Genomic DNA, 15,369 nt, shown 5'->3' on the forward strand with positions numbered 1-15,369 from the left:
CCCTCTCCCCCCCCCCCTCCCTCTTCCGATCTCCGGCCTCGAAGCAATGCGGCGAAGCCGCGAGTCTCGAGGCCGGAACCACGGGACACCAGGGGCCGCACCCCCGCGGCGCCGAAGGCGCCGCCAATAAACACAGCCCCCTCTCAGTTCGTTCTCAGTCCTTGTCGGCACGCTGGACAGCGGATATGAGCAGCAGAAACGAGAAACTATGACCGAGGATTCCACCAATCGTCCGGATCGTCCGGAATCGGGTTCGGTGCCGCCCTCGCCTCCGCCGCCGGCGGGTTCCCCGCCCGGCGCCGGGCCCGGGGGTGGTGCGCCGGTGCCCGGTCCGCCTACGGTCCCGGGGCAGCAGTTTCCCGGTGCCGCGCCGTTCCCGGGGACGGCGCCGCCCGGATACCCGGCGTCCGGGCCGGGTTTCGGCGGTGGTGTGCCGCCCGGAGATTCCGGGCAGTTCTATGCGGCCGTGCCACCGGCGCCCGCCCCGCGTAAGAGTTCGTTGCGTACCGGTCTGGTGGCCGGTGGTCTCGCGTTGGCTCTGGTGAGTGGCGGTATCGGGGGTGTGGTGGGTGCCCTGGTCTCCGATTCCGGTGAGGGGCCCGCCGTGACGAACGCGCTGGATGCGCCCGCGCCGGATATCCGTGGCGCGGCGAACGCCCCTGCCGGTTCGGTGCAGTCCGTGGCCCAGGAGGTGCTGCCGTCGGTGGTCATGATCGAGGTGGCCAGTAACCGGGGGCAGGGGGAGGGGTCCGGGGTGGTGTTGTCCTCGGACGGGCTGATTCTGACCAATAACCATGTGGCGTCCGGGGGCGGCGCCGGCAGCGGTATGCAGGTGTCCTTCGCCGACGGCAGCACCGCTCCGGCGACCCTGGTGGGCGCCGATCCGGTTTCGGATCTGGCGGTGATCCAGGTGCGCGGTAAGACCGATCTCAAACCGATCGAGTTGGGTAGTTCCGGCGGTTTGCAGGTGGGTCAGCCGGTGGTCGCGATCGGGTCTCCGCTGGGCCTCGCGGGAACGGTGACCACCGGGATCGTGTCGGCGCTGAACCGCCCGGTGTCGACCACCGGGGAGGGCGGCAACGATCCCACGGTGCCGAACCCGGTGATCGACGCGATTCAGACCGATGCCGCGATCAATCCCGGTAATTCCGGCGGTGCGCTGGTGGACGGCGCGGGGCGGTTGGTCGGTATCAATACCGCCATCGCGAGCCTGGGTTCGTCGGGGGCGGCCGGTCAGCAGAGCGGTTCCATCGGGCTCGGGTTCGCGATCCCGGTCGATCAGGCGCGGCGGGTGGCCGACGAGCTGATCGAGACCGGCAAGGCCACCTATGCTCAGATCGGTATGACGGTGCAGCGCGATGAATCCGTGCACGGGGCGCGGGTTCTCGATGTCGCGCCCAACGGTCCGGCGGCCGAGGCGGGTATCCCGTCGGGGTCGATCGTCACCAGGCTCGATGATCGCACGATAGATTCGGGTGACGCACTGGTCGCCGGGGTGCGGTCGAAGCAGCCGGGCGACAAGGTGAAGGTGACGTATACCGATGGGCAGGGCGGCAATTCCAAGACGGTCGAGGTGACCCTCGTTGCCGCGACGGTGGAAGGAGGCCGGTGATGCAGCTGGTGACCGGGGGCAGGGACGACTCGATCGAGGTCGGCGCTACGGTGAGCGGTATGGAAATCGATGCTCCTGTGGCGGGGCGCGCATTGGTCGTTGTCGTGGACGATCGAACGGCCCACGGCGGCGAGGATTCGCTGGGCCCGCTGGTGACCGAACTGCTCACCGAGGCGGGCTTCCTGGTCGACGCGTCGGTGTCGGTCGAGGCGGATGAGGTCGCGATCCGGAACGCGTTGAACACCGCGGTGATCGGTGGTGTGGATCTGGTGATCTCGGTGGGCGGTACGGGGATGTCGCCGCGCGATGTGACCCCCGAGGCGACGGCCGAGGTGCTGGACCGTGATCTGCCCGGAATCAGCGAGGCGCTGCGCGCCTCGGGCCGGGTGGCGGGCTCGCTGGACGCCGGTCTCTCCCGGGGGCTGGCCGGTATCTCGGGGAGCACTCTGGTGGTGAACCTGCCCGGGACCCGGGCCGCGGTCCGGGACGGGATGGCGACGCTGGGCCCGCTGGCGAGCCGGGTGATCGGCGAGCTGTCCGGTCTCCTGGAGTGAGCCGGTGCGAGCGGTATGAGTGAGGGTGAGACCCCCGAGGTCCCCCGCCGGGCGCGACGCCGGGCGGGGGACCTCGCGCGTGTGGACCGGGTATTCGGGGAGGTGCTCCCCTCCACAACGCGTGACGAATGGGATGAGCGGCCGCCGTCGGACCGCGACGGCGACGAGTGGCTGCGTTCGCAGGTTCCGCCGCATCACGGCGACGGAGGCTGAGCTTCCCGGCCGGCCCCGACCCAGGGCGGTATACGGCGGTCCCGGCTGTGCCGTGGTCCGAAGGTGAACGGAAGATGTTGGCGCTCAACATCTTCCGGTTGAATTCCACATTAACCGGATATTTCGGGCCGATAACGTGGTTCGGCGATTTTCCGGAATTGTCCAGTTCTCCGTTCATGGAGATTTATAATCACGCCGCCCGCGGTTGCCGGTTTGCTGTGCGGTGCATTCCGTTAGCGCTTTCCATGCGCCTAATTCACCTCGGATGTCCTTGTCGGGGCCCTTCTGACCTGCTCCTACGTGCACGTGCACGCGCTGCTATACATTGATGTGATATGGATCACATCAATGTATAGCGAAACGAACCTTTGTCCAATCTGTTATCGACCACTTAAAATTTGTGCGTCGACCGCCGCAATGGCGGTCCGGCGGGCCCGGGCCAATTCGGATCTCGCCGGTCACACGGTGTGCAATGTCCGATTTGGGGTGTTGCACCGAAATAACAACAGGTCACCTGTAGGTAACAAACGAGCGAAACACTGATCGGAGCCGGAGAGCCCTGTGTGTCCGAGTCTCGAAGGCCTGCTGTTTGTCCGACATGATGAGGGGAAATATGAGCGAGAACCGCACCGACGGGGTACGTAGTGGCGCCAGGATCGCGGGTGTCGGTGCCGCGGCCGCTGTCGCCGTGGGCCTACTGTCGGTGGGCGCTGCCAACGCCGATACCTTTGTGCCTTTGCCCGACGGCCACAAGGCCGGACCGGGAGTCACCATCTCCCGGACCGGTGAACATGCCACCATTTCGCCCTCCATGGCGGCCAACGGCGCGGGCCGCGTCGTCTGGGTCTCCGGGAACGCCATCGCCGATGTCACGGTGACCCCCGAAGGTGAAGCGGGCCCGAACAACGGTCCGACCGGCGCGGACGGCACCAACAACTCCTCCACCCACGGCGCGTCGCAGCTGAACACCGGCTATATCGTCGGATGCCAGGTGAGCATCGGCGACGACGCGATCGGTCTCGGTGGTTCGCTGGGCCTCTCGGTCGACGGCGGCAGCATCGGCGGCTCCGTCGGTGTGGAACTGGGCCCGGGCGAGGTCAAGTTCGTGCAGATCGACTACAAGGACATCACCAAGCCCGGCCGGTACTCGGTCGAGTATCAGGATGCGGAAATCGAGATCCAGGGTTGCGCCGGTTACGCGCAGGCCCGGTCGTACACCGTTGTCGAAATCATCGGTGACCACTACTCGAAGACCACCCTGTACGGCCAGCCGTTCAGCATCGGCTGAGTCCGCGGGCCTGTCCACGTCGCATCGAAACGAACCTCAGCTCGCGTGTTCCGCGAGTATTCCCCTCGAAGGGTGTAACCATGATCAACCGTAAGAAACTGGCGCGCCTTGCCGGTGTCGGCGCCGCCGCCACCATCGCCATGGGCCTGTTCTCCACCGGGGCCGCCAATGCCGATACCTTCATCCCGCTGCCCGGCGGGGAACTCGTCAAGACCCTGTCCGACGGCACGGTGGTGACCGTGCGCATGGTCGGTGAATCGGCGAACATCAGCCCGTCCATGGGCTCCACGCCGGTCCACCGCAACGCGTGGGCGTCCGGTAGCGCTCAGGTCGAGATCGCCGGTGGCGAGGACGTCGGCGGCAAGATCTACCCGGGCTACGTGGTGGGTTGCCAGGTCAATATCGCCGGCGGCGGGGTCGAGGGCGGCGCCAGCGCCGACGCGGCCATCGAAGGCGATACCGTCACCGTCACCCCCAGCGGTGAAGGCGGCGGCAACCTCACCATCGGACCCGGCCAGGCCAAGTCGTTCTATGTGCTCGATATCGAGGGCCCGGACGACTACGGCAGCGAGGATCACGCCACCAACAACAAGTTCTCGGGCAACAGCGGCTCGGTGACCTGGTCGGATCAGACCATCGGCCTGAACGGCTGTGGTGGCTACGCCCAGGCCCGGTCCTTCATCAGCGTCGAGGTGGAGACCGAGAATGTGATCAGCTACGTCACCCTGTGGGGTCAGCCCTTCAGCCTCGGCTGATCGCTGGTCAAACTGCCATACTGGCACGGAAACAGGCCCGTCGCAGCAGCGGCGGGCCTGTCTCGTGCCCGCGCATTCCGCGGTAGCCGGTGCTGGGGTTGCGTTTCCCCAGCACGCGTCACCTTCCCGCAACCTGAGAATCATGCGGCCGCCACACTACGTCGGTGGCACGGTAGCCAAGTGTTCACCGGTTGTGTGGTTTCGGGTTCATCTGGTGGCTACAGCCGTAACCCAAGCTCTATGAAGCCTGTTCTTGGGCCGCCCCGGCCTCTTTCGCTGAGATGCCGGGTGTCGCTGTAAACCTTGATGAGGGGAAATATGAGCAAGAACCGCACCACCGGTCTGCGCTGCGGCGCGCGCGCTCTCGGCGTCGGCGCTGTCGCTGCTGTGGCCATGGGTCTGTTCTCCACCGGTGCCGCCAACGCGGATACCTTCGTTCCGCTGCCGGACGGTGAGAAGATGGGCCCCGGTGTCAAGATCAACCGCACGCACGAGAGCGCGCTCATCTCGCCGTCGATGGCGGCCAACGGTGCGGGCCGGACCGTATGGGTCTCGGGTAACGCCACCGCGGACGTCTCGGTGACGCCCGAGGGCGAAGCAGGCCCGAACAACGGCCCGACCGGCGAGGACGGCACCAACAACTCGTCCACCCACGGCGCTTCGCAGCTCAACACCGGCTACATCGTCGGCTGCCAGGTGAGCATCGCCGACGACGCCATCGGCCTGGGCGGCTCGGTCGGCATCGAGGTCGGCGGCGGCAGCGTCGGCGGCTCGGTCGGTGTGGAACTGGGACCGGGCGAGGTCAAGTTCGTCCAGATCGAGTTCAAGGACATCGAGAAGCCCGGCGTCTACTCCGTCGAGTACCAGGACGTCGAGATGGAGATCCAGGGCTGCGCGGGTTACGCACAGGCCCGTGCGTACACCGTGGTCGAGATCATCGGTGACCACTACTCGAAGACCACCCTCTACGGGCAGCCGTTCAGCATCGGCTGATCCGGCACCGGTCGAATTCACCCACCACATCTCTCGCTGTAGCGAATTCAACCCCAGAGGGGCACAAACACATGTTCAACCGTAAGAATCTGGCGCGCCTTGCCGGCGTCGGCGCGGCTGCCTCGGTGGCGCTGGGCCTGTTCTCCACCGGCGCTGCCAATGCCGATACCTTCATCCCGCTGCCCGGCGGCGAAATCGTCCGGACCCTGTCCGACGGCACCTCGGTGACCGTGCGGCTGGTCGGCGAGTCCGCCAACATCAGCCCGTCCATGGGTTCCACCCCGGTCCACCGCAACGCGTGGACCTCCGGTAGCGCCCAGGTCGAAATCGCCGGTGGCGAGGACGTCGGCGGCAAGATCTACCCCGGCTACGTCGTGGGCTGCCAGGTCAACATCGACGGCGGTGGCGCCGAGGCCGGTGCCAGCGCCGATGTGAGCGTCGAGGGCGATACCGTCGACGTCAGCCCCAGTGGTGAGGGCGGCGGCAACCTGACCCTGGGCCCCGGCCAGGCGAAGGCGTTCTACGTCCTCGATATCGAGAAGCCGGACGACTACGGCAACGAGGATCACGCCACCAACAACAAGTTCAAGGGCAACAGCGGCTCGGTCACCTGGTCGGATCAGACCATCGGCCTCAGCGGCTGTGGTGGCTACGCCCAGGCCCGGGCCTTCGTCAAAGTCAAGGTCGAAACCGACAACGTGATGTCCGTGGTGACCCTGTGGGGTCAGCCGTTCAGCCTCGGCTGAACCGGTTCACGCTGAATCCCGACGGCCCGGCGCCCGCGCCGGGCACGCTCGACGGAAGGGACCTGCCGCAGGTGTCGCGGTAGGTCCCTTCTGCTGTCGAGGGTCTCGCGTGGTCCCGTTCCACGCGCTGCGGCCGATGAGCGTCTGCCCGCTTCAGTGGAAGATCACGGTGAGCGCGCTGTTGAGCGAGGCGGCCGCCACGGCCGCGGCCCGCCGGGCGTCCATCGCGACCAGAACCACCCGTTCGGCCCGCCGGTTCGCCGCGGTATCGCCGGCGCCACCGGATACCAGCACCACGGCGGCATCGGTGGCGAGAGTGTGTGCGAGTTCGGGGTTCTCGGTGCCAGCGGCGACCACGTCGACCCGATCCCCGGCGCGCAGGATATCGGCGATCGCGGTATCGGCCAGCCGGACCGGCACGATCCGGGCGTCGGGCGCTCCGGTGGCGACCTCGGCCAGCCGCGGGCCGACCACCCGCACATCGGTGAGCGTTTCCCCCGACCGCAGCGCGGCCGTGAGTACCGCACCGACGAGGGCGGAAGGGTCGCGGACGGCGGCCTCGGGAACTGCGTCGGGAGGATGGGACGCCTGTCGCAGATCGGCGGCGGTCAGCAGATGACCGGGCGCCAGGTCGCGGGCGGCGACGACCACCGGCACCCGCGCCCCACCGGGATCACCGCGGAGCAACAGCGTCACGGCGGCGAAGGCGAACAGTGCCGCGAGCACCCGTCGTATGAGCGTCGCGTCCATCCAGGGTGGGCGGTTGTCGAAGGCCTCGCGCCAGTTGTCCCCGGACCCCAGCCGGGCCCGCCCGGGTGCGGTGCCCCGGCGGGTGCGTATGCGGCTCATGGTCCGAGCGTATGGGTGCGGACCCGTAGGAAACCCGGCTCGGTGGTCGCCTGTGGACAACTGCCGGGCTGTGGATAGGCGAGTCCGCCCGCGGGCGGCTCGCCGCGGGAGATCAGCTGGCGGCGGCCGCGGGGGTGGAGGTGGTGCCGGAGGAACCGCTGCCGGCGGAACCGGACGACTTGGATTCGGACGACTTCGATCCGGACGACTCCGACCCGGAAGAAGACGAACCGGAGGTATCGGATTTGGCGGCAGGTTCACTGGCGGTGCCGGCACCGCTACGGCTGTCCGTCCGGTAGAAACCACTGCCCTTGAACACGATGCCCACCGAATTGAAGAGCTTGCGCAGCTTTCCGGAGCACTCCGAGCAGACCGTGAGCGCCTCGTCGGTAAAGGACTGGACGATATCGAAGCGGTTGTCGCACTGGGTGCACGCGTATGAATAGGTTGGCACAGGGTCCTCCGCAGTATTCGTGAATTAGCACTCTACAGGCCACAGTGCCAACACCGCCAATCGCCGGTTGATTCCGCTGGTGGGTCGGCTGTGCCGAACGCCACCCGTCCACGGCTCAGAGCGGATCGGGACCGAGCCGCCGGATGCCGCCGCCGGGAGTCAGCGACCAGCCCATCCGGATATCGTGCGGTTCCTCCGGTAGCCGTTCCACCACCTCGTCGTCGCGCACCACCACCACCCGCCGCGCCGCGGGATCGGCCAGGCCGAGTGTGCGGTCGTAATAGCCGGCCCCCTGGCCGAGCCGGACACCGCGGCGATCCACCGCGAGGGCCGGGACCAGGATGAGTCCGGCACTGGCCACGGTTTCGGGAGCAAGGAGTGGCCCGGTGGGTTCCAGCAGGCCGTACCGCGCCGGTCGCAGGGCCTCTACCTCGGTGAACTCGGCCCAGCACAGTGGTCCGGGAGCTTCGGTGACCGGCAGCAGCACCCGGCTGCCGGCCGCCCGCAGCGCCTGGGGCAGGGCGACCGAACCGGGCTCACCGCGGACCGGCACATACGCGCAGACCCATTCGGTGGGTTCGAGCCGGCCCGCCGCTTCGGCCAGTGCCGCGGCCTCCGCGGTGCGCACGGAATCGGGCACGGCGGCCCGGTGGGCGCGGATCGTCGCGCGCCAGGCCTGTTTATCGATCTGATCGGGCATCGGCACGGCGACAACCATAGGCTCTCAACGGCGCCGATTTCGTCCGGAAAGTCCGCGGCGGGCCGGTGGACAGCCGTTTGGACGGCACCGCAGATGGATAGGGTGTGTATATGACAGAAGTGGCCGCAGAACAGGGCAACGGAGACGTCCGGGCAACGGGTACGGGATTCCGGACAGCCGTCGTACCCGCGGCCGGGCTCGGGACGAGGTTCCTGCCCGCGACCAAGACGGTCCCCAAGGAACTGCTGCCCGTCGTCGACACCCCGGGTATCGAACTGGTCGCCAGCGAAGCGGCGGCGTCCGGCGCCGAGCGGCTCGTGATCGTGACCTCCCCCGGCAAGGACGGTGTGGTCGCGCATTTCGTGGAAGACCTGGTGCTGGAGGGCACCCTGGCCGAGCGCGGGAAGTTCCAGTTGCTCGAGAAGGTGCGCAAGGCCCCCGGACTGCTGGACGTCACCTCGGTGGTGCAGGAGGAGCCGCTCGGGCTGGGGCATGCGGTCGCCCAGGCCGAGGCCGTCATCGACGAGGACGAGGACGTGCTCGCCGTCCTGCTGCCCGACGACCTGGTTCTGCCGGTCGGAGTGCTGGATGTGATGAACCGGGTGCGCCGCAAACGCGGCGGTTCGGTGCTGTGCGCCATCGACGTTCCCAAAGAACTGGTGAGCGCGTACGGGGTGTTCGATGTGGCGCCGGTTCCGGATGCGGTGAACCCGAATGTGCTCCGCGTCAAGGGAATGGTCGAGAAGCCGGGTCTGGACGAGGCCCCGTCGACCTACGCCGCGGCCGGACGCTACCTGCTCGATCGCGCGATTTTCGACGCGCTGCGCCGGATCGGACCGGGCGCGGGCGGGGAACTGCAACTGACGGATGCGATTTCACTGCTGATCGAGGAAGGGCATCCGGTCCATGTCGTTGTCCACCGTGGGTCGCGCCACGACCTGGGCAACCCGGGCGGCTATCTTCGTGCTGCGGTGGATTTCGCGTTGGAGCGCGAGGAGTACGGTCCCGCGCTGCGCGAGTGGCTCCAGCACCGGCTGAGTCCGGACTGGAACCCGCAACTCACCGCGGACGAATGAGATCGCTGCGGCGAGGACATCGGGAAGGGCTGGATGCGCTCTGTTGAGGATCAGCAGATCAAAGTGACGGCCGCGGCCGTCGCGCCGCGACCGGTGCGGGTCGCGATCTCCGAGGCCCAAGGGCTGTTGTGCGCCGAGGATGTGGTCACCGAACGACCGCTACCCGGATTCGACCAGGCCGCCATCGACGGATACGCCGTGCGCAGTGTGGACGTCGCGTCCGCGGGCGCCGATATCCGCGACGAGGACGGCGAGCTGGTCGACCTGACGTTGCCGGTGGTCGGGGAGGTGCTCGCCGGGTCCCGGCAGCCGATCCGGTTGCAGCCGCGGCAGACGGTCCGGGTGGCCACCGGCGCGCCCCTCCCCACCCTCGCGGACGCGGTACTGCCGCTGGACTTCACCGACGGCGGTCGCGGCCGGCTGAAGGTGTACGAACCCGTGCGTTCCGGCGACTATGTGCGCCGTGCCGGCGACGATGTGCAGCCCGGTGATGTGGCGGTGCAGGCCGGCACGATCATCGGACCCGCCCAGGTGGGTCTGCTGGCCGCCGTGGGACAGGACAAGGTGCTGATACACCCGCGGCCGCGGCTCTCGGTGATCTCCATCGGTGAGGAGCTGGTCGATATCGATCGCGCTCCGGGGCCGGGCCAGGTCTACGACGTGAACTCCTACGCGCTGGCCGCGGCCGCTCGCGACGCGGGCGCGGATGTGAACCGGGTGGGCATCGTCGACGCCGACCCGCGCCGGCTACGTGATGTGGTCGAGGGACAACTGGTGCGCGCGGAGGTCGTGGTGATCGCGGGTGCGGTCGGCGGCTGGGCCTCCGACCAGGTGTGCGAGGCCCTGGAGGGACTGGGGGAACTGGAGATCGCGCGGATCGCCATGCACCCCGGGTCGGTGCAGGGTTTCGGCCGGCTCGGTCGTGACGAGGTGCCGACCTTCCTGCTGCCCTCCAATCCGGTGGGGGCGCTGGTGGTTTTCGAGGTGATGGTCCGGCCGCTGATCCGGATCGCGCTGGGGCGGCGGCAGCCGATGCGGCGGATCGTACGGGCCCGCACCATCACGCCCATCCAGTCCATGGCCGGTCGTAAGGGCTATCTGCGCGCCCAGTTGATGCGCGACGAGGCCACCGGGGAGTACCTGGTGCAGCCGCTGGGCAACAGCGCGGGCGCGTCGTCGCATCTGCTGGCGGCCATGTCGGAGGCCAACAGTCTGATCGTGGTGGAACCCGACGACACCGAAATTCGCACCGGTGACAAGGTTCGGGTCGCGTTCTTGGCCCAGCGCGGCTAGAAGTGGAGTCCATGAATGTGTTCCGGGCCACCCAGCACCCCGGGTGGCCTGCGCGTCTGGGGCCGGTCCGGGTGCCGGCCGGTGAGGTTACGCTGCGTCCGGTGCGGTTGCGGGACGCCGCGGCATGGAGCCGGATCCGGCTGCGCGATCAAGATCATCTGGAACCGTGGGAGCCCACCGGGCGTGGTGGCTGGGATGCCCGCAATCACGCCTCGAACTGGCCGCCGCTGTGGTCGAGCCTGAAGGCCGAGGCGCGCCGAGGATCGATGATTCCGTTGGTGATCGAGGTCGACGGGTCGTTCAGCGGTCAGCTCACCGTCGGCAATATCGTGCGCGGCGCGTTGCGCTCGGCGTGGATCGGATACTGGGTCGCCAGTGATCGCGGCGGACAGGGAGTCGCGACCGCCGCATTGGCATTGGGCCTCGACCATTGTTTCGGTCCCGTGGGTCTGCACCGGGTGGAGGCGACGGTGCGGCCCGAGAACCTGGCCAGCCAGGCGGTGCTGCGCAATGTCGGGTTCCGCGAAGAAGGGCTGCTGCGAAGGTATCTCGACGTCGACGGTGATTGGCGCGATCATCTGCTGGTCGGGATGACCCTGGAAGAGTTGCGCGGCAGGGTTGTCGACCGGCTGGCCGGGGAAGGGCGGTTGACGCTGCGGTGACCGGGTGGCCGGGAACGGGCCTGTCCGGACCGGCGATGGTGGAAATGTGACTCATGTGGCGTATGTGCACGGCGCGCCTGCCGTGTTCTCCCCCTACTCGGAATTAACCTACGGACGTCGGTGGTGCGTCGTGCGCCACCGGCCGGAAGCTCGTACCACGATCTGCGAGACGTACCCGCGGGGAAGAACTCCGGCGCCGGGGCGCACACGGTTCATGGCGTGGGCTCGGACGACGACCAGGCGGGACGGAGGTGCTGACGACGATGCCGAACTCGATCCTGTGGATCGGCCTGGTCGTGCTGTGGGTCTTCGTCCTGTTTCCAATCCTTGCCGACCGGCATCCCCGGATCCGCCGGACCACCGATACCGCCCTGGCCACGCGAGTTCTTCACCGTGGAGATTCCAAACGGCGCAAAGGAAGTGGGCGCACCCGCAAGAAGCGGTCCGCCCGAACCTCCCGGAAGCGTCACCACGGCAACGATGCGGAGGATCCGATGAGTACAGCGGCCGAGGGGGCCGGCACAGAGGCGGAGGAGGAACACCCCGGCGGCAGCGCCGAATACGATATGGCCGCCGACTACCTCGACCACGACGACGAAACGGCCGGGGACGAGAGCGACGCCGGTGAGCCGGAATCCGGAGAGACGGATTTCGACAGCGATTCGGTATTCGAACCCGACCGGGACCCGGGCGAGGACGACTTCGCCGACTCCGCTGTGGAAACCGGAGAACTGGAACCGGCCGGGCCGGTGGCCGATGTCGCGCCCGCGCGGATTCCGCCGGTCCGGACCGCCGCGCCGCGCCCGCCCGTGGCACCGGAGTTCGACGAACACGATCCGGAGTTCGTACCCACCCGGCGTGGACGCGGCGGCTATGACCCCGAAGCCGACGCCATCGCGCGCGCGGCCCGCTACACCTTCCGTCAGCGTGCCGTGGTCGGGCTGGTTCTGGCCGCCGTGCTCTGCGGTGGTCTCGCGGTGGCCGTATCCCCGCTCCTGTGGTGGGGGTGCGGCGGCGCGGCGCTGTCCCTGGTGACCTATCTCGGATATCTGCGCAAGCAGGTGCGGGTCGAGCAGGAGATCCGGCGGCGGCGCAGCTCCCGGCTGCCGGGGCAGGTCCAGGATCCGGCGGAGCGCGGCTCGCTCGCCGGTGGCGAGAGGTCCGCGCGGGCGGCTCGCCCCGGTATGGACCGCGATACCGCGCGTGCCCTGCGGCGCCGCTCCCACCTGCTCGAACCCGATGACGAGGATCCGGTGTTCGAGCATCTGGACGCCTACGACGCCAGCATCGCCCGGACCGTCCGCAACCGGGCCACCGGCGGCGATGTCCGCCGGGCGGCGGGCGCCTGACCAGGAAAAACCGCAGTTCATACCCTCGATTCGGTGTCCGGCAACCCGGTTTGCTAGAGTGGCACAGCGCGGTTCACCGAGCCGCACGGGGCTATAGCGCAGTTGGTAGCGCGTCTCGTTCGCATCGAGAAGGTCGGGAGTTCGATTCTCCCTAGCTCCACTTTCAGGGAATCCCGGTCGCCGGTTCGGCGGCCGGGATTCTCGTTTCTGTCGCTTCTCGGGGCGCTGCCCCCGCTCCGGGGTGGACGTCGTCCCCGGTGGCCGATAGTCCGCGGATGGGCCGCCGCCGCGTTGGTGGCCGCTGTGGCGATCGGCCTGGTGCGGCCGCGGCGGTGGCGGCGCCGGTTACCCCCGGAGTCGGCGGACGGGCGGTCGGCGCGGTGGAACTGCGGCTGGTCGACGATCGGCCCGATCCGTGGCAGCCCCGGGTCCCGCGTTCGGTCACCTATCCCACCGCCGGGGCCGATGGGTCGCGGGCACCGTATCCGGGAATCTCCTCCGGGGGCGTGACCAGGCATGCGTCCACATACTCCGCCTTGATCGAGGACCTCACGAGCCGTCGAGACGAGGCCGAGGCATCGTGGCCGGGACGCGGGATACCCGGCCGCGGTAGCCGGGCCGCGGCCGGTGTGTCGTCCGCGACCGGCAGACCCGAAAATGCCGTGCGACAACGTGGTTCGACTACGCTTCGCCAATCTTCGGGCTATCAGCTCAAATTCGCGAACGCAATAGTGCGTTTCTTCCGGCAAAGACCGATGTCGGTCCGCTATCGTCAGCCACTGAACAAAGCCTGTCCGATGTGCGGTACGAGCGAATCGAGAGCCGATCATGTTTGAACAGAGTGTGATGGTGCCGGGTGACGTTCGAGCGGGAATGGGGGTGACGGCGTCTCCCCGAATCCTGCCCACGGCAACCCAGCTGCTGTGCAGCTTCCAGGGGACCAGGTTCGAGGATCATGTCCTGCTCCGCTCGGCCCACGCACTCGCCGCGTTGCATACGCACCGGCTGACCATGCGGGACGCCGGACTCGTCGCCGAAATGGACAACCGCCGCCGGGAACTGGTCGAGGATATCGATGAGTGGATCAGCGCGCGCTCGGTACCGCGCGGCGCCGAGGGCCTGATCCATGCCGAAACCCTGGGCGCGGTGATCGACCGGCTGGCCTGGGGCTGGGTCGACGCCAACCAGGTGGTCGAAATCGACGGCCGCCGCGATCATCATGCCAGGAAGCGATGGCATCGGCTGGCCGAACTGATCGACGGCTACACGGAATTGATAGGGGAGATCCTCGGCGGCCGCCGCCGACTACCCGTGCGCGTGTGAAGTTCGATCGCGGCATCTCCGGGTCGGCCCGGCTCGATCTCCTGCCGGACGGTCATTCCGCCGCACCACCGAGGCCGTGGCGTGCGGCGAAGGACTGCTCGTGCCGAGCGATGGCGGTGGCCGGCGGGACGGAAGAACTCGAATGTTCCAGGGTGCCGTCGTCGGCGACGTAGAACACCGCGCGGCCGATCGCCATCTCGCTGCCGGACACCGGCACGTACACCATCCAGCCGACACTGAACCGTTCGGCGGTCAGCTCGGTCAGCGGGTAACCCGTGGTGTCCAGGCCGCGGCCGGTGATGTAGTCGCGGACATGGGCGATGGCCCGGTCCGCCGGCATCGGGCCGGGGCCGGTGGAAGCCAGTCCGGCCAGGGCGTACTGGTGCAGTGCGCCGTCGAGATCATGGTCACCGGCGAAGACCCGGCCGAGCAGATCGCGGGTGACGGCTCCGGATTCGGCGGCGTCGACGAGTGCGGTGATCTGCTCCGGAGCGGCGGCACCACCGCTGTCACCGATGAGGCCGGCGACGATATCCCGCACGATTTCGGCCGTCCACATGCCCGGGAGTGCGGTCGCGCACTCCCGGGCCGCCGAGGATCCGCCGCGATACCACCGGCCCGCGTCCCACCAATAGCAGAAGGACAGCAGACCGGCGCCGGCCCGCGGATTCAGCACTTCGTCGGTGACCCACTCCGGCGCGCCCGCATAGAACTCCGGCATCGGCGCGTTCCCGTTGTACACGGCGTCCAGTTCGGGAGCGTTCCAGACGCCGCCGGAGAGCACCGCCCGCCCGTGCGGGAGCACCGACAGCGTCGAACCGGACCGCGCCGCGCCTTCGAATACTCCGGTCCAGGGCAGGACCCGGGGACCCCAATCGGAACCGATCGCGACGAAGGCGGCGGCGAGGGTGGCCCAGCGCGCCCAGACGATCGGGAAGGGCGGGAATTCGTTCTCCGCGAGTACCGGCCACACTCCCTTCGCCAGGTCCGCGCGGGTCTCTTCCGCGGCCTGCCGGGCCCCGCGCCGCTGGCGGTCCCCGTGTTCGATATACGCGCCGAGCCAGACCGGGATCCGGTCGCGTGGGAAGGCCTCGAGATCGGCGCGGTACGCCTCCGGGCTCAGCAATTGGGATTCCGGGAAGGGCTCGGCACCGTGGTCGTATTCGACCTCCAACTCACCCGCGGCGGTGACCGTGAACAGCAGGCGCCACCACGGACCGTCCGGCGACACCGACTGCGTACGGTGCTCGCGGGCCAGTTCCAGGACGGATTCGGAGGGCTGCAGTGACACCGCGTTGCGGCCGTCGGAACACACCACTGTCGCGACACCGGTCGCGACAGTGAGGGCGAAGGCGGCATCGAGTCGCTGCCATCCCGCGGGTGCCTCCGCCGTCAGCGACCGGATCAATGGGTGGTCGGTGGTCAACAGAGCGGGCGTATCGCTCAGCACCCTCTCCTTCCGCGCTGTCCGGCCGTTCCTGCGAGGGATCGGTTCAGGGAGA

The 15,369-nt window shown here is 68.4% G+C and carries 16 protein-coding genes and 1 tRNA gene; 13 read left to right on the forward strand and 4 right to left on the reverse strand.

Annotated features, from left to right (window positions below; all coding sequences use genetic code 11):
- The first annotated feature begins 208 nt into the window (after positions 1 to 208).
- The 7 genes from AB0F41_RS22345 to AB0F41_RS22375 all read left to right on the forward strand — a co-directional run bounded on the left by AB0F41_RS22345 (position 209) and on the right by AB0F41_RS22375 (position 6,161).
- Positions 209 to 1,612, forward strand: a complete 1,404-nt coding sequence (locus tag AB0F41_RS22345) for a trypsin-like peptidase domain-containing protein (protein WP_357426752.1) — start codon at positions 209 to 211, stop codon at positions 1,610 to 1,612.
- Positions 1,612 to 2,166, forward strand: a complete 555-nt coding sequence (locus AB0F41_RS22350; protein WP_357426754.1) for a MogA/MoaB family molybdenum cofactor biosynthesis protein — start codon at positions 1,612 to 1,614, stop codon at positions 2,164 to 2,166. The genes AB0F41_RS22345 and AB0F41_RS22350 overlap by 1 nt, the downstream gene beginning before the upstream one ends.
- A gap of 15 nt (positions 2,167 to 2,181) precedes the next feature.
- A complete protein-coding gene (locus tag AB0F41_RS22355; RefSeq protein WP_357426756.1) occupies positions 2,182 to 2,379 on the forward strand; it encodes a hypothetical protein in 198 nt (65 codons plus the stop codon).
- 613 nt (positions 2,380 to 2,992) lie between these two features.
- Positions 2,993 to 3,667: an MspA family porin gene (locus AB0F41_RS22360; RefSeq protein WP_357426758.1), complete on the forward strand. Its 675-nt coding sequence runs from the start codon at positions 2,993 to 2,995 to the stop codon at positions 3,665 to 3,667.
- Between the two features lie 80 nt (positions 3,668 to 3,747).
- Entirely contained in the window at positions 3,748 to 4,422 is a 675-nt protein-coding gene (locus AB0F41_RS22365) for an MspA family porin (protein ID WP_357426760.1), read from the forward strand.
- A 318-nt stretch (positions 4,423 to 4,740) separates the two neighbouring features.
- Positions 4,741 to 5,415 carry an MspA family porin gene (locus AB0F41_RS22370; protein ID WP_357426762.1) on the forward strand — a complete coding sequence of 225 codons (675 nt, stop codon included), beginning with the start codon at positions 4,741 to 4,743 and terminating at the stop codon, positions 5,413 to 5,415.
- Positions 5,416 to 5,486: 71 nt separating this feature from the next.
- A complete protein-coding gene (locus AB0F41_RS22375) occupies positions 5,487 to 6,161 on the forward strand; it encodes an MspA family porin (RefSeq protein ID WP_357426764.1) in 675 nt (224 codons plus the stop codon).
- Between the two features lie 153 nt (positions 6,162 to 6,314).
- On the opposite strand, the gene AB0F41_RS22380 is transcribed toward AB0F41_RS22375, so the two are convergent.
- The 3 genes from AB0F41_RS22380 to AB0F41_RS22390 all read right to left on the reverse strand — a co-directional run bounded on the left by AB0F41_RS22380 (position 6,315) and on the right by AB0F41_RS22390 (position 8,164).
- Complete coding sequence (locus AB0F41_RS22380) at positions 6,315 to 7,010, reverse strand: SAF domain-containing protein (RefSeq protein ID WP_357426766.1); 696 nt, start codon at positions 7,008 to 7,010, stop codon at positions 6,315 to 6,317.
- 112 nt (positions 7,011 to 7,122) lie between these two features.
- Positions 7,123 to 7,464 carry an FmdB family zinc ribbon protein gene (locus AB0F41_RS22385; RefSeq protein WP_357426767.1) on the reverse strand — a complete coding sequence of 114 codons (342 nt, stop codon included), beginning with the start codon at positions 7,462 to 7,464 and terminating at the stop codon, positions 7,123 to 7,125.
- Positions 7,465 to 7,579: 115 nt separating this feature from the next.
- Positions 7,580 to 8,164, reverse strand: a complete 585-nt coding sequence (locus AB0F41_RS22390) for a 5-formyltetrahydrofolate cyclo-ligase (RefSeq protein WP_357426811.1) — start codon at positions 8,162 to 8,164, stop codon at positions 7,580 to 7,582.
- 110 nt (positions 8,165 to 8,274) lie between these two features.
- On the opposite strand from AB0F41_RS22390, the gene AB0F41_RS22395 reads away from it, so the two are divergent.
- From AB0F41_RS22395 to AB0F41_RS22420, 6 genes are all read left to right on the forward strand, one after another.
- On the forward strand, positions 8,275 to 9,240 hold the full coding sequence (locus AB0F41_RS22395; protein WP_357426769.1) for a UTP--glucose-1-phosphate uridylyltransferase: 966 nt from the start codon (positions 8,275 to 8,277) through the stop codon (positions 9,238 to 9,240).
- 33 nt (positions 9,241 to 9,273) lie between these two features.
- Positions 9,274 to 10,533 (forward strand): gephyrin-like molybdotransferase Glp, encoded by a 1,260-nt coding sequence (gene glp / locus AB0F41_RS22400; RefSeq protein ID WP_357426771.1) that lies wholly within the window; start codon positions 9,274 to 9,276, stop codon positions 10,531 to 10,533.
- Between the two features lie 11 nt (positions 10,534 to 10,544).
- Positions 10,545 to 11,195, forward strand: coding sequence for a GNAT family protein (locus AB0F41_RS22405; protein WP_357426773.1), 651 nt, complete (start codon positions 10,545 to 10,547; stop codon positions 11,193 to 11,195).
- Between the two features lie 263 nt (positions 11,196 to 11,458).
- The gene (gene glpR / locus AB0F41_RS22410) at positions 11,459 to 12,544 is read left to right on the forward strand and encodes a gephyrin-like molybdotransferase receptor GlpR (RefSeq protein WP_357426775.1); all 1,086 of its coding nucleotides are present in this window, start codon (positions 11,459 to 11,461) and stop codon (positions 12,542 to 12,544) included.
- Between the two features lie 87 nt (positions 12,545 to 12,631).
- Positions 12,632 to 12,704 (forward strand) — tRNA-Ala (locus AB0F41_RS22415).
- A gap of 719 nt (positions 12,705 to 13,423) precedes the next feature.
- The gene (locus tag AB0F41_RS22420; RefSeq protein WP_357426777.1) at positions 13,424 to 13,867 is read left to right on the forward strand and encodes a DUF4254 domain-containing protein; all 444 of its coding nucleotides are present in this window, start codon (positions 13,424 to 13,426) and stop codon (positions 13,865 to 13,867) included.
- A gap of 52 nt (positions 13,868 to 13,919) precedes the next feature.
- Here the strand turns inward: AB0F41_RS22420 and AB0F41_RS22425 are convergent, their stop codons facing one another.
- The gene (locus AB0F41_RS22425; protein WP_357426779.1) at positions 13,920 to 15,317 is read right to left on the reverse strand and encodes a hypothetical protein; all 1,398 of its coding nucleotides are present in this window, start codon (positions 15,315 to 15,317) and stop codon (positions 13,920 to 13,922) included.
- Between the last annotated feature and the right edge of the window lie 52 nt (positions 15,318 to 15,369).

The sequence above is a fragment of the Nocardia sp. NPDC024068 genome (assembly GCF_040638875.1).
GTDB lineage: Bacteria > Actinomycetota > Actinomycetes > Mycobacteriales > Mycobacteriaceae > Nocardia.

Excerpts from the sequence above, each read along its gene's own strand:
- AB0F41_RS22345 (WP_357426752.1), top strand. The coding sequence starts at position 209 with ATGACCGAGGATTCCACCAATCGTCCGGATCGTCCGGAATCGGGTTCG.
- AB0F41_RS22350 (WP_357426754.1), top strand. The coding sequence starts at position 1,612 with ATGCAGCTGGTGACCGGGGGCAGGGACGACTCGATCGAGGTCGGCGCT.
- AB0F41_RS22355 (WP_357426756.1), top strand. The coding sequence starts at position 2,182 with ATGAGTGAGGGTGAGACCCCCGAGGTCCCCCGCCGGGCGCGACGCCGG.
- AB0F41_RS22360 (WP_357426758.1), top strand. The coding sequence starts at position 2,993 with ATGAGCGAGAACCGCACCGACGGGGTACGTAGTGGCGCCAGGATCGCG.
- AB0F41_RS22365 (WP_357426760.1), top strand. The coding sequence starts at position 3,748 with ATGATCAACCGTAAGAAACTGGCGCGCCTTGCCGGTGTCGGCGCCGCC.
- AB0F41_RS22370 (WP_357426762.1), top strand. The coding sequence starts at position 4,741 with ATGAGCAAGAACCGCACCACCGGTCTGCGCTGCGGCGCGCGCGCTCTC.
- AB0F41_RS22375 (WP_357426764.1), top strand. The coding sequence starts at position 5,487 with ATGTTCAACCGTAAGAATCTGGCGCGCCTTGCCGGCGTCGGCGCGGCT.
- AB0F41_RS22380 (WP_357426766.1), bottom strand. The coding sequence starts at position 7,010 with ATGAGCCGCATACGCACCCGCCGGGGCACCGCACCCGGGCGGGCCCGG.
- AB0F41_RS22390 (WP_357426811.1), bottom strand. The coding sequence starts at position 8,164 with ATGCCCGATCAGATCGATAAACAGGCCTGGCGCGCGACGATCCGCGCC.
- AB0F41_RS22395 (WP_357426769.1), top strand. The coding sequence starts at position 8,275 with ATGACAGAAGTGGCCGCAGAACAGGGCAACGGAGACGTCCGGGCAACG.
- glp (WP_357426771.1), top strand. The coding sequence starts at position 9,274 with ATGCGCTCTGTTGAGGATCAGCAGATCAAAGTGACGGCCGCGGCCGTC.
- AB0F41_RS22405 (WP_357426773.1), top strand. The coding sequence starts at position 10,545 with ATGAATGTGTTCCGGGCCACCCAGCACCCCGGGTGGCCTGCGCGTCTG.
- glpR (WP_357426775.1), top strand. The coding sequence starts at position 11,459 with ATGCCGAACTCGATCCTGTGGATCGGCCTGGTCGTGCTGTGGGTCTTC.